Source organism: Spiribacter sp. SSL99, assembly GCF_009805925.1.
Taxonomy (GTDB): Bacteria; Pseudomonadota; Gammaproteobacteria; order Nitrococcales; family Nitrococcaceae; genus Spiribacter; species Spiribacter roseus.
In genome coordinates this window covers 55,757-76,206 of record NZ_MAOM01000011.1, presented here as the reverse complement: position 1 = coordinate 76,206, position 20,450 = coordinate 55,757, and the positions used below count along the sequence as shown (strand labels likewise).

Below are 20,450 nucleotides of genomic sequence, written 5' to 3'. Positions count from 1 at the left end.
GCAGCTGATGATCGACTCTCCCCTTCTCCCGTCGCTGGGCGGTTACATCAATGGCGAATGGCTGATGGCGGACAAGGGCCATACCCTGACCGTGACCAACCCCGTCGACAATGCCCCGCTGGCGGCGGTGGCGGCGATGGGCGCCGATGAAACCCGACGCGCGACGGCCGCCGCCGAGCAGGCCCTCGAGCGGCCCGCGACGCTCGAGCAGCGCCGCGAGTGGCTGAATGCCATCGCCGATGCGCTGTCGCGGCATCGCGAGGAGATCGGTCGCATCCTCTGCCTCGAGCATGGCAAGCCGCTGGCCGAAGCGCAGGGCGAAGCCGACTACGCCGCCGGGTTCTTCCGCTATGCCGCGACCCACATCGACGCACTCGCCTCACACACCCTGGACGAGCGGCCGCGCGACTGCGAATGGCATATCCACTACCGCCCGGCCGGCGTGGTGGGGCTGATCACCCCGTGGAACTTCCCCATCGGCATGATCGCGAAAAAGCTCTCCTCGGCGATCGCCGCCGACTGCGCGAGCGTGGTCAAGCCCTCGTCGAAGACGCCCCTGACCATGATCGCGCTGTTCACGCTGCTCGACCGCGAGGTGGGACTGCCGGCGGGCAAGGCCAACCTGGTGCTCGGCTCGGCCGGGCCGATCACCGATGCGCTGTTCGATACCCCCTCGGTGCGGGTGATCAGCTTCACCGGTTCCACCGAGGTGGGGCGCACGCTGATCGAGCAGTCAGCGCCGGGGATCAAGCGCCTCACCCTGGAGCTCGGTGGCAATGCCCCCTACATCGTCTTCGCCGATGCCGATCTGGATCACGCCGCGGATCAGTTGATCGGCAACAAGTTTCGGGGGGGCGGGCAGACCTGTGTCTGCGCCAACCGGATCTTCGTCCAGCGTGACGTCGCCGCGGCGTTCGCCGAAAAGCTTGCCGTGCGCGTCAAGGCCCTGACCGTGGGCGACGGCATGGCGGCCGGCACCAAACTGGGCCCGCTGATTGATGAAAACGCCGTCGCCAAGGTCGAGCGGCATGTCAGCGACGCCCTCGACCGCGGTGCCCGGCAGATCTTCCAGGGCGATGCCAGCGGCCTGCCCGGCACATTCTATCCGCCGACGGTGTTGCTGGATGTGCCCAGCGACGCGGCCTGCTACCGCGAAGAGACCTTCGGCCCGCTGGTCCCGCTGATCAGCTTCGACGACGAGGACCAGGCCGTGGCCATGGCCAACGACACCGACTTCGGCCTGGCCGCCTATGTGTTCACCGCCGATCAGGCGCGGGGCCATCAGGTCATCGCCCGGCTGCGCTTCGGCCATGCCGCCCTCAACACCGGCAGCGGCCCGACCCCCGAGGCCCCGTTCGGCGGCATGAAGCAGTCCGGCTTTGGCCGTGAGGGCGGGCTCGAGGGCCTGTTCGAGTTCACCGAGGTACAGACCGTGCCGGTGGGTTAGCGGCCACAGCCACCGGCCGCACCAGCAGGATCGCGATGGATAGATAGGCCATCATGATCAGCGCAAGGGTTGGAACGTTCATACCGATATCCAGTAGAAAACCGATCAGCACGGGGCCAGCGGCGGTGCCAAGCACCATCGCCCCGTGCGCCATTGCGCGGATCCCGCCCAGATGCCGGAGGCCATAGAGCTCCGGCCACAGGGCGCCCATCAGCGTCCCGGCCGTGCCGATGCACAACCCGGCGAGCCCCAGATACAGCGGTGCCGCCCAGCCACCGGGGACGAACCCCACCACCGCCAGGGCAAAAAGCAGCGGCAATAGATAAAAGCCAAGCAAGCGCTGTGCACCGATTCGGTCGACCAACGGGCCACTCAGCAGCAGGGAGAGGACGTGCGTACTGGCGAATGCCGTAAACGCCGTTGAAACCAGCTCCAGGCTCCACCCCTTGGCCTCGGCGATCGGTACCTGATGGAAAAACAACGCCGTGATCAGGATAGGCGGTGCCAGCAGCGCGGGCAGAATACGATAGAAGCGGCTATCGCGCAGGACCTCGGCCCGAGTCCAGTCCCGCCGCCCTGGCGCCGCCCCGAGGGACTCCTCCTCACCGGCCAGCCCATCCCCGGATCCCCGATCGCGGGACGACTGGATCGAACGCCTCTCCATCCGGAGCAGCGTGAGCGCGAGGGGCAAGGCAACGATGACGAGAAACAACGCCAGCAGCAGCCAGCTCCCGCGCCAGCCAAAGGCAGCGATCAGCGCCACCACCACCATGGGCATCACTGCTTCAGCGGTCGGGAAACCAACCGTCACCATGCTGATCGCCGTGCCCCGGCCCGTCTCGATACGGCGGCCCACCGTGGTCTGCGCGACATGCACCATCAGCCCCTGCCCGCATAGGCGGAGCAGCAGAAAAGCCGGCACCAGCAGCCAGGCCATCGGCGCCAGCGCAAGCAGCAGACCGCCCGCGGCTGCCCCCAGGATGACCCCAGCGGTAAACACCGGCAGCGGCAACCGGTCGACCCCCCGGCCAACACTGATCACCAGAAGCCCGCTCATGAGGGTAGCGAGCGAGTAGAGCCCACCAAACTCGGCATTGCTGAGATCGAAGGCCGCGCGCAGTTCACCGCCGTAAAGCGAGATCAGAAACGTCTGACCCTGCCCCGAGAGGAAAACCATTAAAAAGCCGAACAACAGCAGGTATCGGTGGGCTCCAAGCCCCCGAACGGCCGAAATCATGCGCAGACTCCCAATAAAAAAGCCCGGGCAAAAGCCCGGGCCTGGGTTCGTGGGCCGGAATAAGCCCGGAGGTGTCTAGCCGGTGTTGCGGATCGCCGCCGGCTGCTCGCCGCCGCCGGTCTCCACCAGTGCCGCCTCGAACTGCTCCACCGCCCAGTCGATCTCCTCGGCGGAGACGATCAGCGGCGGGATCCAGCGCACCACGTTGCCACCCCAGGGGCCACAACGGATCATCAACAGACCGCGGTGCTCGCAGGCCTTGAGCATCTTCGCGCCGCGGTCACCATCCGGTTTGCCGTGGGCATCGACGAGATGCGTGCCGATCATCAGGCCGCGGCCGGTGATGTTGCCGATCTCGGGATGCCGCGACTGCACGTCTTCCAGGCGTGCCCGCAGCTGCGCACCGCGGTCCGCCGCATTCTCGACCAGCTTTTCATCGCGGATCACGTCGAGCGTGGCCAGTCCGGCGGCGCAGGCCACGGCGTTGCCGCCGTAGGTGCCACCCTGCGAGCCCGGCAGGGCCCGGCTCATGAGCTCCGCCGGGGCGGCCATGAACGACAGCTGAAAGCCGCTGGCGACCCCCTTGGCCGAGACGACCACGTCGGGCTCGACCCCGAAGTGCTCGTAGCCCCACATCAGGCCGGTACGGCCATTGCCCGACTGGACCTCGTCCATGATCAGGAGGATGCCGTGCTTGTTACAGCGTTCCTGCAGGCCCTGCATGAACCGGGTGTTGCCGGGGATGTAGCCCGCCTCACCCTGGATGGGCTCGATCAGCATGGCAGCGGTCTCCATGGGCACGCTCTGCACCTGGAGGATGTAGTCGAGCTCGCGCAGCGCGAAATCCGCCGCCTCGTCCTCGCTCATGTTGTACCAGTTCGTGTCCGGGAACGGTGCCGTCACGACCCCGCCCATCAGCGGCTGCACGCCCTGACGCACGGCGGCACTGGAACTGGTGGTGGCCAGCGACCCCATGGTGCGGCCATGGAAGCAGCCGCGGAAGGCGATGATGTTGGGCTTGCCGGTGGCCTGGCGGGCCAGTCGGATCGACGCCTCCACCGCTTCGGTCCCGGCGTTGGAGAAGAACACGCTGTCGATGGCGTCAGGCATCAGCTCGACGATGCGATCCGAGAGATCCAGGATCGGCTGATGCTTCATGATCGCGTACTGGGCGTGCACGACCCGATCGATCTGATCCTTCGCCGCCTCGACCACCCGCGGGTGGCAGTGACCGGTGCTGAGCACACCGATGCCCGACGCAAAGTCCATGTACTTGCCGCCATCCTCGGAATAGACGTACATCCCTTGCGCGCTCTCGACCAGAATGTCGCTGGACTGGCGCAGCAGCGGGGAGAGATGGTGGACATTGTCATTCATGACACAGCCTCCTGGCTTGTTGATTCATGGTTCACGATACGCGAACTGAAAAACGATTTCTCCCCGGGTCGGACAGCGGATCGCGCAGTGGTATCCTGATTTCCCACGACGGGCAATCAATCCGGGAGACGATGATGCAGAGTAACGAGCCGGTCATTTTCGAGCGCGACTGCGAGGCGGCCCTGATTCCGGCGGGCGATACCGGCATCATCCCCCAGGGGGCGGAGGGCATGATCACCCAGGCCCTGGGCGGCAGCTATACGGTCTACATCCAGGGCAACCTGTTCCGGGTGGATGGCAAGGATGCCGATGCCATCGGCAAGGATCCCGAGCCGGCGCCCGAGCTGCCCGAGAACGCCACGCCCGAGGAGGTCGAACAGCTGGTCTGGGATCAGATGCGGCGCTGCTTCGACCCGGAAATCCCCATCAACGTGGTTGAGCTGGGGCTGGTGTACCGCTGCGACGTCAGCCTGCGTGACGATGGCACGCGGACGGTGGAAATCGATATGACGCTCACGGCACCGGGCTGTGGGATGGGCGACATCCTGGCCTATGACGTGCGCGAGAAGGTCAAGCAGATCCCCACCATCGAAGACGTCAGCGTGGAGATCGTTTTCGACCCGCCGTGGAGCTTCGAGATGATGTCCGAGGCGGCCAAGCTTCAGACCGGGATGATGTAGCTCCCGGGGCGGCAGGCCCTGGCCGGGCGGTGCTGGCGGTCTACTCCGCCAGCTCGGCGAGGGCTTCCACCGAGAGCAGCTCCACCTCGCGCCCTTCGGCGCGGATCCAGCCCTGATCCTGAAAGCGCCGGAACACCCGGCTCATGGTCTCCGGTGCCAGTCCCAGATAATTGCCCAGATCGCTGCGCGCCATGGACAGGCGAAAGCGCGTGCCGGACAGGCCGCGTTGCCGGAAGCGCTCGGAGAAGCTCAGCAACAGGATGGCCAGCCGCTCGTCGGCGTTGCGCCGGGCCATGGTGAAGAGCATGTCCTGATCGTCGGCGATCTCCTGCGACATCAGCCGCAGCAGCTGGCGCTGCAGATCGGGGATGTCGGCGGCGAGATCCTCGAGCTTTTCAAAGGGCAGCTCGCAGACGCTGGTGGTCTCCAGCGCCACCGCCGATCCCGGATGCTCCCAGCGGTTGATGGCATTCAACGCCACCAGCTCGCCCGGCAGATGGAAACCGGTCACCTGCTGCTCGCCGCTCGCCGTGGTGGTGAAGGATTTAAGCGACCCGGCCCGCACGGCATACAGCGCCCGAAACCCGTCGCCCTCGTCGAACAGCGCCTCGCCCCGGCGCAGCGTCGGCTGATGCTCGATCAGCCGCCCCAGCGTGCCGATATCCGCCTCGTCCAGCGACACCGGCAGACAGATCCGGCTCAGGCTGCAGCGGCTGCAGGTCTTTGTCTGACAGGATCCGGAAGGATCCACCCGATCACGCATTTGCATAAGCGAAATATTACACCGCGGCCCGGGGCCCCGCCACCGGGATCAGTCACTGAAATGGCGGTAGCCGGCGGTGTCGGCGGTCAACGCCTCGCCATCAAGCCACACGCCGGCACCCGCGCTCACCGCGCCAATGCAGCGGACCGGCGTGCGACTGGCCCGTGCCGCCTGCAGGACGGCCGCATCGGCGGCCGCCGGGGCGGTAAAACACAGCTCGTAGTCGTCACCACCGGCAAGCAGGGTCTGACGCGCGGCGGTATCGCCCAGCCAGTGACGCAGCCGTGCCGAAGGCCGGCAGGCCGCCGCCTGCAGCGCGATGGCCACGCCGCTGCCGCGGGCGATGTGCCCGGCATCCGCCACCAGCCCGTCGGATATATCAATCGCGGCGCTGGCGATGCCGGCCAGCGCCTGACCCAGTGCGACGCGCGGCCGCGGGGCGATGAACGCCTGCTGCAGCCCCCGCCACTGGCGCCGATCACGCTGCGTCTGATCCTGCCAGACCGCCAGACCGCCCATGGCATCGCCGGGCCGACCCGATACCCAGACCCGGTCGCCTACAGCGGCGCCCGCCCGACGCAGCACCGGCCCGTTGGCGTGGCCGGCGACCTGTACACTGATACTGAGCGGCCCGCGGGTCACATCACCCCCCACCAGGGCCACCGCGTGGCGTCGGGCCAGCGCATCAAGGCCATCAGCAAAAGCCCTGACCCAGGCCTCGTCGGCCTCGGGCAGGGTCAGCCCCAGCAGCGCCCAGCAGGGCTCGCCCCCCATGGCGGCGATGTCACTCAGGTTGACCGCCAGGGCCCGGTGACCGACCCATCCGGCTGGCAGATCCGCGGGGAAATGCACCCCCTCGACCAGGGTGTCCAGGGCCATCAGCAGCGGCCGGTCGTCGCCGGCCAATATCGCGGCGTCGTCCCCGACACCCAGAACCACATCGCTGCGCCGGGCGCCGCGGTCCGCCAGATAGCGGCCGATCAGATCAAACTCCGAGGCCCCGGCCATCGTCTTGCCGCTCAGCGCCGGCGGCGCTTCCGCTCCTCGGCCCGCAGTGGCTGGTCGCGGGCCACGCGATCCAGCACGCCATTGATGTACTTGTGACTCTGCTCGGCGCCGAACGCCTTCGCCAGCTCCACCGCCTGATCGATGCACACCCGGTAGGGCACCTCGAGGCGTTCTTCGAGCTCGTAGCTGCCGAGCCGCAGCAGGGCGCGTTCCACCGGATCGAGGTTGACGGCGGGCCGGTCCAGATAGCGGTCATAGGCGGCATCCAGTGACTCGACGCGTTCGGTCACGCCGCGGAACACCTCGCTGAAGTAATCCAGATCCATGTGCCCCAGACGATGGTCGCTGAAGAACTGACGCTGGATGTCGCCGACGTCGCCGCCGGTCATCTGCCACTGATAGAGGGCCTGGAGGATGCGCCGACGGGCCCGGGCCCGCGAACGATTGGCGCCCGCCGCACTCACAGTCGACGCAGCAGGCTGATCATCTCGAGCAGTGCCATGGCGGATTCGGCGCCCTTGTTGCCGGCCTTGGTCCCGGCCCGCTCGATGGCCTGCTCGATGGTATCGGTGGTGAGCACGCCAAACGACACCGGTACGTCGCGCTGCTGACTGACCTGCCCCAGGCCCTTGGCACATTCGCCGGCGACATACTCGAAGTGCGGCGTTCCACCGCGGATGACACAGCCGAGGGCGAGAATGCCGTCGTAGTCGCCCGATCGCGCCAGCCGGTCGGCGACTAGCGGCAGCTCCCATGAGCCGGGCACCCGCACCAGCGTCAGCGAGGCGTCCTCTACCCCGTGGCGGACCAGCGTGTCGCGGGCCCCGCCGATGAGTGAGTCGACGATAAAATCATTGAATCGGGTGGCCACCAGCGCGATCCGCGCATTGGCGGCCATAAAATCACCTTCAAGGGTCTTCATGCTGCTACCGTTGTTGTTATCCATGTGGGCCGCAAGCGTATATCGCCGCGGGCTGCCTGCAAACCGCCTGTCTAGCCGCCAACGCCCCGGTCGTCACCGGTCTGGACGTAATCGACGACTTCCATGCCGAATCCCGACAGGCCGTACATGATCTTCGGCGACGAGAGGACGCGCATGCGCCGAATGCCCAGATCGGTGAGGATCTGCGCCCCCACGCCATAGGTGCGCAGCGACTCGCTCTGATCGGTGACCGGGCGCGGCTCGGGCTGAATCTCACCGCTCTGGGCCAGGGCCTGGAACTCGCGCATGCGCGTCAGCACCTCGGAGCGGTCATCGGCGGTGCGCAGCATCAGCAGACAGGCCGCGCCGGCATTGCTACCGGCAATCTCGTCCAGTGACTGTCGCAGCGACCAGGTCTGATCGGGGGCGATGGCACCGAACAGATCCGACAGGGTGTTTTCGACCTGCACGCGCACCAGCGCCGGCTGCTCCGGCTCGGGCCGGCCGCGCAGCAGGGCGAAATGCAGAGCGCCGTCCACCACGTCCTGATAGGCATACAGGTGGAAGGGGCCATGCTCGGTGGGCAGCTCGCAGTCGGCGATCCGCTCGACGGTGCGCTCGTTGCGGACCCGATAGGCGATCAGATCCGCCACCGTGCCGATCTTGATGTCGTGCGCCCGGGCGAACGCCAGCAGATCATCCCGCCGGGCCATGGTGCCATCCTCGTTGAGCACCTCGACGATCACCGCCGCCGGTTCAAAGCCGGCCAAACGGGCCAGGTCGCAACCGGCCTCGGTGTGGCCGGCCCGGGTCAGCACGCCGCCCGGCTGCGCCATCAGCGGAAACACATGCCCGGGCTGGATGATGTCCTCGGGACGGGCCTGCGGGGCGACGGCGGCCTGGATGGTGCGGGCGCGGTCGGCCGCGGAGATCCCCGTGGTCACGCCCTGCGCCGCCTCGATGCTCAGGGTGAACTGGGTGCCCTGGTGATCACTCGAGCCGGAGACCATCAACGGCAGGCGCAGCTGCTCGCAGCGCTCGCGGCTCAAGGTCAGGCAGATCAGACCGCGGCCATAGCGGGCCATGAAATTGACGTCGTCCGGCCGCACCATGGAGGCTGCCATGAGCAGATCGCCCTCGTTTTCCCGGTCCTCGTCGTCGAGCATCAGCACCATGCGCCCGGCGCTGATGTCGTCGACGATCTCGTCGATGCTGTTGAACGCCATGATCAGTCCTTCAGAAAGCCGTTGCGCCGCAGCAGGGCCTCGCTCACCCCGCCCTTGGAGCCCGCCGTGTCACCCTGCAGGAGGCGCTCGAGATAGCGCGCGACCAGATCCACTTCCAGATTGACCGGATGGCCGGCCTGATAGCGACCCAGGGTGGTCACCGCCGAGGTATGCGGCACGATGTTGACCTCGAATTCACTGCCCTCGACGCGATTGACCGTGAGGCTGATGCCCTCGATGGCGATCGACCCCTTCTCGGCGATGTAATGCGCCAGCGCCTGCGGGGCGCGGAACCGCCAGCGCTCGGAGCGGCCCGCCGGCGTCCGAGCGACCACCTCGCCGACGCCGTCGATGTGGCCACTGACCAAATGCCCGCCAAGCGGCGTCGACAGGGTCAGGGCCGGCTCGAGGTTGACGCCGTCACCGGGCGTGAGCCGACCCAGCGTCGTGCGCTCGAGGGATTCCAGCGACACATCGGCGGCGAACCCGTCGGCATCGATTTCGACGGCGGTCAGACAGCAGCCATTGACCGCCATGCTGTCACCGATCTGCAGCCGCTCCGTGTCCAGCCCATCCACCGTAAAGCGCATCCGCCGGTCCGAGCCGGTCTCGCGGCTTTCCTGCAGCACGCCCATTGCCTGAATAATGCCCGTGAACATTCAACCGTCCTCCGCGTCATCCCGCATTGTCATCGTCAGCCGAAGATCGTCGCCCACGCGGCGAACGTCCCGCCAGCGCAGGGCAATCCGATCGCTCATCGCCTCGAGACCCGGCAGGGTCAGCAGGGGCTGACCGTCATGCCCCATCAGATGCGGCGCCAGATAGACGATCAGCTCATCGACCCAGCCCGCCTGCAGCCATGCCCCGGTCAGCCGCGAGCCGGCTTCCAGCCACACCTCGTTGATGTCCGCCGCGCCCAGGGCGTCGAGGGCCGCCAGTGGTGAGACATGGCCATCCTCGCCCGGCGCCACCTGCCAGAGCTCGGCGCCGGCGTGCACCCGCTCGGCCTCGCGGGCGGGCATGGTGCCGCCGTGGATCAGCACCACCCCGCGCTCGTCCGCCAGCAGCCCGGCGTCCGGCGGGGTGCGCAGGTCGGTGTCAATCACCACCCGCCGCGGCGCCAGCCAGTCGCCGTCCACATCGCGCACGGTCAGCGCCGGATCATCGGCGATGACGGTATCCACCCCGGTGACGATGGCGCTGCTCGCCGCCCGCCAGCGGTGCACATCGCGGCGGGCCGCGGCGCTGGTGATCCAGCGGCTCTCGCCGGCGGCCATGGCGGTACGCCCATCCACGCTCGCCGCGAGCTTGGCGCGCACATAGGGCCGGCCGTCGCGCATGCGCCGGAAAAACCCCGGATTGAGGGCCTCGCTCTGCGCGGCCATCAGGCCTGCCGCCACCGCGACACCGGCGTCCCGCAGGCGCTCGAGCCCCTGCCCCGCCACCCGCGGATTGGGGTCGCTGGCCGCGGCCACCACCCGCGCTACGCCGGCTTCGATCAGCGCATCGGCGCAGGGCGGCGTACGGCCGTAGTGACTGCAGGGCTCGAGGGTCAGGTAGGCCGTCGCGCCCGCGGCATCGCCGCCGGCGGCCCGCAGCGCGAGCACCTCGGCATGCGGCTCGCCGGCCCGTTCGTGCCATGCCTCGCCGATGCAGACCTCATCGCGCACCAGCACGCAGCCCACCCGCGGGTTGGGATCCGCCGTCCAGCGGCCGCGCTCGGCGAGCTGCAGGGCGCGGGCCATCCAGGCATGGTCGGCGGTACTGAAATCACTCAAGAGCGGGGTCCGTCATCCGTCGGCTGCCGATCGTGCTCCTCCAGGCCCTCGATGACTTCGCGGAACGCACTCACGTCCTGAAAGCTGCGATACACCGAGGCAAACCGCACATAGGCCACCTGATCAAGCTCACGCAGCTCCTCCATCACCCAGTCGCCCAGCGTGCTGGCATTCACCTCGCCGTCACCCAGCGCCTGCACCCGCTGGCGGATGCGGCTGAGTGCGGCCTCCACCGCCTCGGTGGCCACCGGGCGCTTCTCGAGGGCCCGCAGCATGCCGTTGCGCAGCCGCTGGTCATCGAACTGCACCCGTGTGCCATCGCGCTTGACCACCCGGGGCATCAGCAGTTCGGCCGACTCATAGGTGGTGAACCGCTCGTTGCAGCCGGCGCACTCGCGCCGGCGCCGGACCTGATCACCCTCGCTGGCGAGCCGCGAGTCGATGACCCGGGTGTCCTGCGTGTGGCAGAAGGGACAGCGCATGGGGCCCGATCAGCCCTGCAGGGCTTCGTAGACCGGAAAGCGGTTGCAGATGTCGGTCACCTGTTCGCGGACGCGCCGGCGCACCGACTCGTCATTGATGTGATCGAGGACATCGCAGATCCAGCCGGCCAGCTCGCGGCTCTCCGCCTCGCGGAAGCCCCGGGTGGTGATCGCCGGCGTGCCGATGCGCAGGCCCGAGGTCACGAACGGCGACTGCGGGTCGTTGGGCACCGTGTTCTTGTTGACGGTGATGTGCGCGTCTTCCAGCGCCGCATCCGCTTCCTTGCCGGTCAGCCCCTTGTTGACCAGGTCCATCAGCAGCAGGTGGTTGTCGGTACCGCCGGAGACCACATCGTAGCCACGGGCCATCACCGTCTCGGCCATGGCCCGGGCGTTGGCGACCACCTGCTCCTGATAATCGCGGAAGCCCGGATCCTGCGCCTCGAGAAAGGCCACGGCCTTACCGGCAATGGCGTGCATCAGCGGCCCGCCCTGGGTGCCCGGGAAGATCAGCGACTGCAGCTTTTTGGTGACGTCGGGGTTCTCCCGCGCCAGGATCAGCCCGCCGCGCGGCCCGCGCAGGCTCTTGTGCGTGGTGGTGGTGACGACGTCGGCATGGGGCACCGGGCTGGGATAGACTCCGGTGGCCACCAGCCCCGCGATATGCGCCATATCGGCCACCAGCCAGGCGCCCACCGCGTCGGCGATCGCCCGGAAGCGCGCCCAGTCAATAACCCGCGAGTAGGCCGAAAAGCCCGCCACGATGATCGTCGGGCGGTGCTCCCGGGCCAGCCGCTCGACCTGCTCGTAGTCGATCTCGCCGGTGTCCGAGGTCACGCCGTACTGCACCGGGTTGTAGATCTTGCCCGAGAAATTCGGCTTGGCGCCGTGGGTCAGGTGCCCGCCATGGTCGAGGCTCAGCCCCAGCAGGGTGTCGCCGGGCTTGGCCAGCGCCATGAACACCGCCAGGTTGGCGCTCGAGCCCGAGTGCGGCTGGACGTTGGCGTAGGCCGCCCCGAACAGCGTCTTGGCGCGCTCGATGGCCAGATTTTCGGCAATGTCCACGTACTGGCAGCCGCCGTAATAGCGCTTGCCCGGATAGCCCTCGGCGTACTTGTTGGTCAGCACGCTGCCCTGCATCTCGAGCACCCGCGGGCTGGCGTAGTTTTCCGAGGCGATCAGCTCGATGTGCGTCTCCTGACGGTCGCGCTCCTGATCGATCGCGGCGGCCAGCTCCGGGTCGAATCCGGCAACACTCATGTCGGTGGAATACATGCCTGTCCTCGTCGTGTGGGGGTAACCGGTGTGAGTCCGCCAGTCTAGCGAAATTCCCTTTCGCGTGCATTGACTGGGTGCTTCTCTCGGCGGCCGAGAGTTCGTAGACTAAGGGGATGGCACAATATATCTATACGATGAATCAGGTGGGCAAGGTCGTCCCGCCGAAAAAGCCCATCCTGCGCGACATCTCGCTGTCGTTTTTCCCCGGCGCCAAGATCGGCGTGCTCGGCCTGAACGGCTCGGGCAAATCGACGCTGCTGCGGATCATGGCCGGACTGGATACCGAGATCGAGGGCGAGGCCCGCGCCCAGGCCGGCACCCGCATCGGCTACCTGCCCCAGGAGCCTGAGCTGGACCCGGCCAAAGACGTGCGCGGCAACGTTGAAGACGGCGTCGCCGACACCAAGGCCCTGATCGACCGGTTCAACGCCGTCTCCGCCCAGTTCGCCGACCCAGATGCCGATTTCGAGGCGCTGATGGCGGAACAGGGCAAGCTCCAGGACCAAATCGACGCCGCCGATGCCTGGGATCTCGAGCGCAAGCTCGACCAGGCCGCCGAGGCCCTGCGCCTGCCGCCGTGGGAAGCCGCGGTCGACACCCTGTCGGGCGGCGAGCGCCGCCGCGTGGCGCTGTGCCGGCTGCTGCTGTCCAACCCCGACATGCTGCTGCTCGACGAGCCCACCAACCACCTCGACGCCGAGTCGGTGGCCTGGCTTGAGCGCTTTCTGGCCGAATTCGAGGGCACCGTGGTGGCGGTCACCCATGACCGCTACTTCCTCGACAATGTCGCCGGCTGGATCCTGGAGCTGGACCGCGGTCACGGCATCCCCTGGCAGGGCAACTACTCATCTTGGCTCGAGCAGAAGGAAAAGCGCCTTGCCCAGGAGGCCCGCGAACAGGCCGCGCACCGCAAGGCCATGCAGGCCGAGCTCGAGTGGGTCCGCTCCAACCCCAAGGGTCGGCAGTCCAAGAACAAGGCGCGTCTCAAGCAGTTCGACGAGCTCCAGTCAAAGGAATTCCAGGCCCGCAACGAGACCAACGAGATCTACATCCCGCCGGGGCCGCGTCTGGGCAACGTCGTGGTCGAGGCCGATGGCGTGCGCAAGGCGTTCGGCGATCAGCTGCTGGTCGACGACCTCTCGTTCACCCTGCCCGCGGGCGGGATCTGCGGGATCATCGGCCCCAACGGTGCGGGCAAGACCACGATGTTCCGCATGATCGTCGGCCAGGAAGCACCCGATGCCGGCCAGCTGCGCCTGGGCGACACCGTCGATCTGGCCTATGTCGATCAGAGCCGCGACCACCTCGACGACACGCGCACCGTCTGGGAGGAAATCTCCGACGGCCACGATCTGCTTCAGGTGGGCCACTACGAGGTCAACTCGCGCGCCTACGTCGGGCGTTTCAACTTCAAGGGCCAGGATCAGCAGAAGCGCATCGGCGAACTCTCCGGCGGCGAGCGCAACCGCGTGCATCTGGCCAAGCTGCTGCAGCGTGGCGGCAACCTGCTGCTGCTCGACGAGCCGACCAACGACCTCGACGTCGAGACACTGCGTGCCTTGGAAGAGGCGCTGCTGGTGTTCCCCGGCTCGGCTATGGTGATCTCCCATGACCGCTGGTTCCTCGACCGCATCGCCACCCACATCCTCGCCTTCGAGGGCGACAGCCAGGTCAACTTCTTCAAGGGCAACTACCAGGAATACGAGGCGGACCGGCGCCGGCGCCTCGGCGACGAGGCCATGAATCCGCACCGCATCAAGTACCGCAGGCTCGCCGGCTGATGGCCGAACGCCGGGCGCGTACCGCCACCCTGCTGATGCACTGCCCCGACCGCCCCGGGGTCGTCGCGGCGGTCACGCGGTTTCTGGCCACCCACGGCGCCAACATCGTCGACCTGGACCAGCATGTCGACCGCGCCGAGGGCGTGTTTTTCATGCGCGTGCGCTGGGAGCTCGAGGGATTCGCCCTGGACGCCGAGGCGTTTGAGGCGGCGTTCCGCAGCGGCATCGCCGATCACTTTGACGCCGTCTGGCAGCTCCATCACCAGGATCGGCCGCTGCGCCTGGCGCTGTTCGTCTCAAAGATGTCGCACTGCCTCTATGACCTGCTGTCGCGCTGGCAGTCCGGGGAGTGGCGGGTCGAGATCCCGCTGATCATCAGCAATCACGAAACCCTGCGCCCCGTCGCGCAGCAGTTCGGGATCCCGTTTCACTGCTTTGCGATCAGCCCCGAAAACAAGGCCGAGCAGGAGGCCGCTGAAATCGAGCTGCTCGAGCGGCACGGCATCGACCTGGTGGTGCTGGCGCGCTACATGCAGATCGTCGGCCCGGCGCTGATCAACGCCTTCCCGCAGCGGATCATCAACATCCATCACTCGTTCCTGCCCGCCTTCGCCGGCGCCCGGCCCTACCACGCCGCGCACGCCCGGGGTGTGAAGATCATCGGCGCCACCAGTCACTACGTGACCGAAGACCTGGACGCCGGGCCGATCATCGACCAGGACGTCACCCGCATCACCCATCGCGATTCCATCAAGGCGCTGGTGCGCAAGGGTCAGGATCTTGAAAAGCTGGTGCTGGCGCGCGGCGTCTGGGCGCACCTGCAACGCCAGACCCTGGTCTACCGCAACCGCACCATCGTGTTCAGCTAGCGCAATCCGGCCGGCGGCCCGCCGCACGGGCCTGCTCGTAGCGGTAGATGGCGGTGGGCAGTTCGGCGCGCAGGTCAGCGATGCGCGTCTCGCCCGAGGGATGGGTGGAGAGGAACTCCGGTGGCGCCTCATCCCCGGCATCGGCCATGTTCCGCCACAGTGCGACACTGGCGCGCGGATCGAACCCGGCATCCGCCATCAGCCCCAGGCCGATTTCGTCCGCCTCCGACTCATGGGTGCGGCTGAACGGCAGGATGATCCCCACCTGCGCGCCCACGCCCAGCACCGCCATCAGGCGCCGGCGCTGCGGATCGTCGCCAGCCGCCACCTGCAGCGCTCCCAGCCCCAGCGCGGTGGCCATCTCGGTGGACATCCGCTCATTGGCATGTTCCGCCATGACGTGCGCGATTTCGTGGGCGATCACCGCGGCCAGCTGATCGGGGTTTTCGGTGACCTCCAGCAGACCGGTGTAGACGCCGATCTTGCCGCCGGGCAGGGCAAAGGCGTTGACCTGATCGCTCTCGAACACCGTGACTTCCCAGCCATTGCCGGCGTACTCATCGGGCACCTGGGGGATGATGGCCTCGGCCACGCACTCGACCCGGGCCACGCGCGGCCCCGCCTCGAGGACGGGCTCGGCGTCCTGCATCTCGCGGTAGGCCTCGACCCCCATGCTGCGGATCTGCGCATCGGGCATGAACTGCAGCTGCGGCCGGCCGGTGGGCGATGTCGCGCAGGCGCTCAGCAACGCCACCAGCACCAGGGCCGCCAGCGCCCGTGAACCGCTAGCGATCATCGGCGTCGTCGTGGTGGTCGCGGCGCGGGAAGTCCGCCGGCGGCTCGATGGGGGGCGGGCCCGCGCGGCGCTGGGCGAGGATCTGGCGGGTCAGCGTGGCCATGCCCACCGCCAGCGCCAGCACCCCGGCAATGCCGAGCGGCACGAACGCCACGAACGGCGTCATGAACAGCAGCCACAGCACTGCCCCCAGGCCCAGCCAGCGCCCGGCGAACGTCCCCGCATGATCCCGGCACCAGCGCGCCCGCTCATCGGCATCCGCATGGGCCAGCGGCGGCCGGCGCAGATGCCAGGTCAGCGACCAGAAGGCCAGCAGGCGTGCGATCCAGTGGTTCATGACCGCATTATGCATCGCCACTGGCTGGGGTAAAGCGCCGGATGGCGTATACTGCCCGGTCAACCCTTCTATGCGGAGACGACTTGATGGCGGATCGCGTCCAGCGACTGCGGGAAGCGCTCAACCAGCGCATCCACCTGCTCGACTGTGCCATGGGCACCATGATCCAGGCCTGCGAACTGGCCGAACCCGACTTCAGGGGCGAACGGTTCGCCGACCATCCCCGGGACCTGAACGGCAATAACGATCTGCTCGTGCTGACCCGCCCGGATATCATCGAGCAGATCCACCGCGACAATCTGGCGGCCGGTTCGGATATCGTCGAGACCAACACATTCTCGGCCACCACCATCGCCCAGGCCGACTACGGGCTCGAGCACCTCGCCCGCGAGATCAATGTCGAGGCGGCGCGGATCGCCCGCCGCGCCTGCGATGAAGCCGAGGCCCGAACCCCGGATCGACCGCGCCTGGTGGCCGGCGCCATCGGCCCGACCAACCGCACCGCCTCGATCTCGCCCGACGTCAACGACCCGGGCAAGCGCAACGTCACCTTCGACGAGCTCACCGTCGCCTACCGCGAGGCCGCGGAGGGCCTGATCGAGGGCGGCGCCGATCTGCTGCTCATCGAGACGATCTTCGACACCCTCAACGCCAAGGCCGTGATCTACGCCCTCGAGGCGCTGTTCGCCGAGCGGGGCGAGCGCTGGCCGGTGATGATCTCGGGCACCATCACCGACGCCTCCGGGCGCACCCTGTCGGGCCAGACCACCGAGGCATTCTGGAACTCGGTGCGCCACGCCCAGCCCTTCACGGTAGGGCTCAACTGCGCGCTGGGCGCCGATCTGATGCGCCCGTTCGTCCAGGAAATCAGCCGCGTCGCCGACACGTTCGTGACCATCTACCCGAACGCCGGGCTGCCCAACGAATTCGGCGAGTACGACCACTCCGCGGAGTTCATGGCCGGGATCATGAAGGAGTTCGCCGAGAGCGGCTTCGTCAACATCATCGGCGGCTGCTGCGGGACCACGCCCGAGCACATCCGCGCCCTGGCGCGGGCCGTCGACGGCATCCCGCCACGGCCCGTGCCCTCGCCCGAACCGGCCATGCGCCTGTCCGGGCTCGAACCCTGCAACATCGGCGACGACGCGCTGTTCGTGAACATCGGCGAGCGCACCAACGTGACCGGCTCGGCACGCTTCAAGCGCCTGATCATGGAAGGCGATTACGACACCGCGCTCGAGGTGGCACGCGACCAGGTCGACGGCGGCGCCCAGATCATCGACGTCAACATGGACGAGGGCATGCTCGACGCCACCGAGGCGATGGAGAGCTACCTTAAGCTGATCGCCACCGAGCCCGAGATCGCCCGGGTGCCGATCATGGTCGACTCCTCCAAATGGGACGCCATGATCGCCGGGCTCAAGTGGATCCAGGGCAAGTCCGTGGTCAACTCGATCTCGCTCAAGGAAGGCGAGGCCCCGTTCCTCGCCCAGGCCACCGATCTCAAACGCCATGGCGCCGCCGTGGTGGTGATGGCCTTCGACGAGCAGGGCCAGGCCGACACCTACGAGCGGCGCATCCAGATCTGCCAGCGCGCCTATGAACTGCTCACCGGGCGGATCGGTTTTCCGGCCGAAGACATCATCTTTGATCCGAATATCTTCCCGGTGGCCACGGGCATCGCCGAGCACGACCGCTACGCCGTGGACTTCATCGAGGCGACGCGCTGGATCAAGAACAACCTGCCCCACGCCAAGGTCAGCGGCGGGCTGTCGAACCTGTCGTTCTCGTTCCGCGGCAACAACGCCGTGCGCGAGGCCATGCACTCGGTGTTCCTCTACCACTCGATCCGCGCCGGGCTGGACATGGCGATCGTCAACGCCGGCCAGCTCGAAGTCTACGACGACATCGATCCCGAGCTGCGCGACCATGTCGAAGACGTCGTGCTGGCGCGGCGTGACGATGCCACCGAGCGGCTGCTGGATCTGGCCGAGCGCTACAAGGGCCAGGGCGGCCGGAAAAAGGAAGAGGACCTGGCCTGGCGCGAGCAGCCCGTGGCCAAGCGTCTGGAGCACGCGCTGGTCAAGGGCATCGCCGATTACACCGATGACGACGTCGAGGAGGCGCGCCAGCAGTTCAACCGCCCCATCGAGGTCATCGAAGGTCCGCTGATGGACGGCATGAACGTGGTCGGCGACCTTTTTGGCGAGGGCAAGATGTTCCTGCCCCAGGTGGTGAAGTCGGCGCGGGTCATGAAAAAGGCCGTCGCCTATCTGCTGCCCTACATCGAAGAGGAAAAGGCCGCGAATGGTGGCGGCGACGACGAGCCCGCCGGGCGCATCCTGCTGGCCACGGTGAAGGGCGATGTCCACGACATCGGCAAGAACATCGTCGGCGTGGTCCTGCAGTGCAACAACTTCGAGGTCACCGACCTGGGCGTGATGGTGCCCGCCGAGCGGATCCTGGATGCCGCCGTCGAGCACAACGCCGATGTCATCGGCCTGTCCGGGCTGATCACGCCGTCGCTGGATGAGATGGTCAACGTCGCCAAGGAGATGCAGCGCCGGGGCATGTCCACCCCCCTGCTGATCGGCGGGGCCACCACCTCGCGGGTGCACACCGCGGTCAAGATCGACCCGCGGTATGACCAGGACGTCATCTACGTCAAGGACGCCTCGCGTGCCGTCGGAGTCGCCAGCAACCTGGTCAGCGAGACCCGCTACGAGGCCTTTGCCGCCGACCTGCGCGAGGAATACGAACGCGTGCGCAAACAGCACGAGGGCCGGCAGCGGCGCCATAAGTGGCTGGACATCGAGACCGCCCGCGCCAATCGCACGCCCATCGACTGGCAGGCCTATACCCCGGTGCAGCCCGTCGCGCCCGGCATCCACGAAATCGAGCCCGCCCTCGATGAACTGGTCGACTACATCGACTGGACGCCGTTTTTCCATGCCTGGGAACTGGCCGGCTCGTACCCGAAGATCCTCGACGACGAGATCGTCGGCGAGGAGGCGCGCAAGCTGCATGCCGACGCCGTCGCCATGCTCGAGCAGCTGGTGGCCGAAAAGTGGCTCACCGCCCGGGGCGTGTTCGGTCTGTTCCCCGCCAACGCCGTCGGCGATGACACCGAGCTCTACACCGGCGAGGACCGCACCGAGGTGCTGACCACGTTGCATCATCTGCGCCAGCAGAATGAAAAGCCCGACGGCCGACCCAACCAGTCACTGGCCGATTACGTCGCCCCGCGCGAGACCGGTCACGCCGACTGGATGGGGGCCTTTGCAGTGACCACGGGACTGGGCATCGACGCACCGGTGGCCCGGTTCGAGGCCGACCACGACGATTACAACTCGATCATGGTCAAGGCCCTCGCCGACCGGCTGGCCGAGGCCTTCACCGAGATGCTGCACCAGCGGGTACGCCGCGAGTTCTGGGGCTATCAGCCCGACGAAAGCCTCGACAACGCCGCGCTCATCGCCGAGAAGTATCGCGGCATCCGGCCCGCGCCGGGGTATCCCGCCTGCCCCGACCACACCGAAAAGGACCGGCTCTGGTCACTGCTGGATGTTGAGAACCGGATCGGCCTGCGCCTGACCGAAAGCCGCGCCATGTTCCCCACCGCCGCGGTATCGGGCTGGTATTTCGGCCATCCGGACAGCCGCTACTTCGGCGTCGGGCGCATCTATCGCGACCAGGTCGAGGACTATGCCCGGCGCAAGGCCATGCCGGTCACCGAGGTCGAGCGCTGGCTCGCCCCCAACCTCGGCTACGAGCCGGACGAAGGCTGATTTGCATGCACGCACCAGTCCGGCAGACTGGGGGCACTAAAAGGTAATCGAGAGACATCATGAACCGAGTGACTGCCCGCGCGGCCCTGTTTGCCACCCTGTCCGGCCTGATGCTGCTGGTGCTTACCGCCGGCACCACAGGGGCCCAGAGCGAGGGGACCGATTCCGCCCTCGAGCCACAGGCGGAGCGGCCCCAGGCCGAAGTCCGCGAGCGCAATCAGGACTGGATCGTGCGCTGCCAGCCGGCCCCCGAAGATGCCTTCGGCGCCGGCGAGTTCTGCGAGATGTACCAGCAGGTGAGCGAGCAGGAAAACGACCAGACCGTCCTCGAGGCGGTGATCGGCTTCCCGCCGGATTCCGACCGGCCGGTGGCCCTGTTCAACCTGCCCCTGGGCATGCTGCTGCCGCCGGGCGTCGCGCTGAGTATTGACGGCGGCGAGGCCGAGCGGTTTGCGGTGCAGATCTGCCTGCAGGCCGGCTGCCGCACGAGCATCGAACTCGGCGATGACCTGCTCAGCCGCATGCGCGCCGGCGAGCGCGCCACCCTGACCATCGCTGATCCGCAGAACCGCGAGGTCGAGATCCCGCTGTCGCTGCTTGGCTTCAGTGCGTCACTCGACACGCTGCGCGAGAACCGGCCCTGAAGCCGGCCTGTCATTCACGCACGAGGAGGGTCTGATT

At 67.5% G+C, this 20,450-nt stretch carries 19 protein-coding genes; 6 read left to right on the top strand and 13 right to left on the bottom strand.

Annotated elements, in window-relative coordinates:
• Positions 1–7 precede the first annotated feature (7 nt).
• Positions 8–1,447 (top strand): NAD-dependent succinate-semialdehyde dehydrogenase, encoded by a 1,440-nt coding sequence (locus BA899_RS02195; protein ID WP_159299590.1) that lies wholly within the window; start codon positions 8–10, stop codon positions 1,445–1,447.
• Here the strand turns inward: BA899_RS02195 and BA899_RS02190 are convergent.
• Both BA899_RS02190 and BA899_RS02185 read right to left on the bottom strand, forming a co-directional pair.
• Positions 1,416–2,684: an MFS transporter gene (locus BA899_RS02190; protein ID WP_159299589.1), complete on the bottom strand. Its 1,269-nt coding sequence runs from the start codon at positions 2,682–2,684 to the stop codon at positions 1,416–1,418. The two genes, BA899_RS02195 and BA899_RS02190, sit on opposite strands and share 32 nt — an antisense overlap.
• A 75-nt stretch (positions 2,685–2,759) precedes the next feature.
• Positions 2,760–4,061, bottom strand: a complete 1,302-nt coding sequence (locus BA899_RS02185) for an aspartate aminotransferase family protein (protein ID WP_110883228.1) — start codon at positions 4,059–4,061, stop codon at positions 2,760–2,762.
• A 134-nt stretch (positions 4,062–4,195) separates the two neighbouring features.
• On the opposite strand from BA899_RS02185, the gene sufT reads away from it, so the two are divergent.
• On the top strand, positions 4,196–4,741 hold the full coding sequence (sufT, locus tag BA899_RS02180; RefSeq protein WP_200833043.1) for a putative Fe-S cluster assembly protein SufT: 546 nt from the start codon (positions 4,196–4,198) through the stop codon (positions 4,739–4,741).
• A gap of 40 nt (positions 4,742–4,781) precedes the next feature.
• Here sufT and fnr read toward each other — a convergent pair whose 3' ends face one another.
• Genes fnr through glyA form a run of 9 tightly spaced genes read right to left on the bottom strand, consistent with a single transcriptional unit; the run spans position 4,782 to position 12,195 of the window.
• Positions 4,782–5,510, bottom strand: coding sequence for a fumarate/nitrate reduction transcriptional regulator Fnr (gene fnr, locus BA899_RS02175; RefSeq protein WP_304625079.1), 729 nt, complete (start codon positions 5,508–5,510; stop codon positions 4,782–4,784).
• 42 nt (positions 5,511–5,552) lie between these two features.
• The gene (gene thiL, locus BA899_RS02170) at positions 5,553–6,512 is read right to left on the bottom strand and encodes a thiamine-phosphate kinase (protein WP_159299587.1); all 960 of its coding nucleotides are present in this window, start codon (positions 6,510–6,512) and stop codon (positions 5,553–5,555) included.
• 11 nt (positions 6,513–6,523) lie between these two features.
• Complete coding sequence (gene nusB / locus BA899_RS02165; RefSeq protein WP_110883232.1) at positions 6,524–6,976, bottom strand: transcription antitermination factor NusB; 453 nt, start codon at positions 6,974–6,976, stop codon at positions 6,524–6,526.
• A complete protein-coding gene (gene ribE, locus BA899_RS02160) occupies positions 6,973–7,458 on the bottom strand; it encodes a 6,7-dimethyl-8-ribityllumazine synthase (RefSeq protein ID WP_159299586.1) in 486 nt (161 codons plus the stop codon). The genes nusB and ribE overlap by 4 nt, the downstream gene beginning before the upstream one ends.
• A gap of 47 nt (positions 7,459–7,505) precedes the next feature.
• Positions 7,506–8,660: a 3,4-dihydroxy-2-butanone-4-phosphate synthase gene (ribB, locus tag BA899_RS02155; RefSeq protein ID WP_144347812.1), complete on the bottom strand. Its 1,155-nt coding sequence runs from the start codon at positions 8,658–8,660 to the stop codon at positions 7,506–7,508.
• A gap of 2 nt (positions 8,661–8,662) precedes the next feature.
• A complete protein-coding gene (locus BA899_RS02150; RefSeq protein WP_148121704.1) occupies positions 8,663–9,319 on the bottom strand; it encodes a riboflavin synthase in 657 nt (218 codons plus the stop codon).
• Positions 9,320–10,438, bottom strand: coding sequence for a bifunctional diaminohydroxyphosphoribosylaminopyrimidine deaminase/5-amino-6-(5-phosphoribosylamino)uracil reductase RibD (gene ribD / locus BA899_RS02145; protein WP_370456297.1), 1,119 nt, complete (start codon positions 10,436–10,438; stop codon positions 9,320–9,322).
• Positions 10,435–10,920: a transcriptional regulator NrdR gene (gene nrdR / locus BA899_RS02140; protein WP_110883236.1), complete on the bottom strand. Its 486-nt coding sequence runs from the start codon at positions 10,918–10,920 to the stop codon at positions 10,435–10,437. The genes ribD and nrdR overlap by 4 nt, the downstream gene beginning before the upstream one ends.
• Positions 10,921–10,929: 9 nt before the next feature.
• Positions 10,930–12,195 (bottom strand): serine hydroxymethyltransferase, encoded by a 1,266-nt coding sequence (glyA, locus tag BA899_RS02135; protein ID WP_159299585.1) that lies wholly within the window; start codon positions 12,193–12,195, stop codon positions 10,930–10,932.
• Between the two features lie 116 nt (positions 12,196–12,311).
• On the opposite strand from glyA, the gene ettA reads away from it, so the two are divergent.
• Entirely contained in the window at positions 12,312–13,979 is a 1,668-nt protein-coding gene (gene ettA, locus BA899_RS02130) for an energy-dependent translational throttle protein EttA (RefSeq protein ID WP_159299584.1), read from the top strand.
• A complete protein-coding gene (purU, locus tag BA899_RS02125; RefSeq protein ID WP_159299583.1) occupies positions 13,979–14,848 on the top strand; it encodes a formyltetrahydrofolate deformylase in 870 nt (289 codons plus the stop codon). Before ettA ends, purU begins: the two co-directional genes overlap by 1 nt.
• On the opposite strand, the gene BA899_RS02120 is transcribed toward purU, so the two are convergent.
• Together BA899_RS02120 and BA899_RS02115 are read right to left on the bottom strand one after the other, a co-directional pair.
• Positions 14,841–15,644 (bottom strand): M48 family metallopeptidase, encoded by an 804-nt coding sequence (locus tag BA899_RS02120; protein WP_159299582.1) that lies wholly within the window; start codon positions 15,642–15,644, stop codon positions 14,841–14,843. The two genes, purU and BA899_RS02120, sit on opposite strands and share 8 nt — an antisense overlap.
• Positions 15,634–15,981, bottom strand: coding sequence for a hypothetical protein (locus tag BA899_RS02115; protein WP_144347817.1), 348 nt, complete (start codon positions 15,979–15,981; stop codon positions 15,634–15,636). The genes BA899_RS02120 and BA899_RS02115 overlap by 11 nt, the downstream gene beginning before the upstream one ends.
• An 86-nt stretch (positions 15,982–16,067) precedes the next feature.
• Here BA899_RS02115 and metH point away from each other — a divergent pair, with 86 nt between their 5' ends.
• Both metH and BA899_RS02105 read left to right on the top strand, forming a co-directional pair.
• Entirely contained in the window at positions 16,068–19,769 is a 3,702-nt protein-coding gene (gene metH / locus BA899_RS02110; RefSeq protein ID WP_159299581.1) for a methionine synthase, read from the top strand.
• A 59-nt stretch (positions 19,770–19,828) separates the two neighbouring features.
• Entirely contained in the window at positions 19,829–20,413 is a 585-nt protein-coding gene (locus tag BA899_RS02105; protein ID WP_159299580.1) for an invasion associated locus B family protein, read from the top strand.
• Positions 20,414–20,450 lie beyond the last annotated feature (37 nt).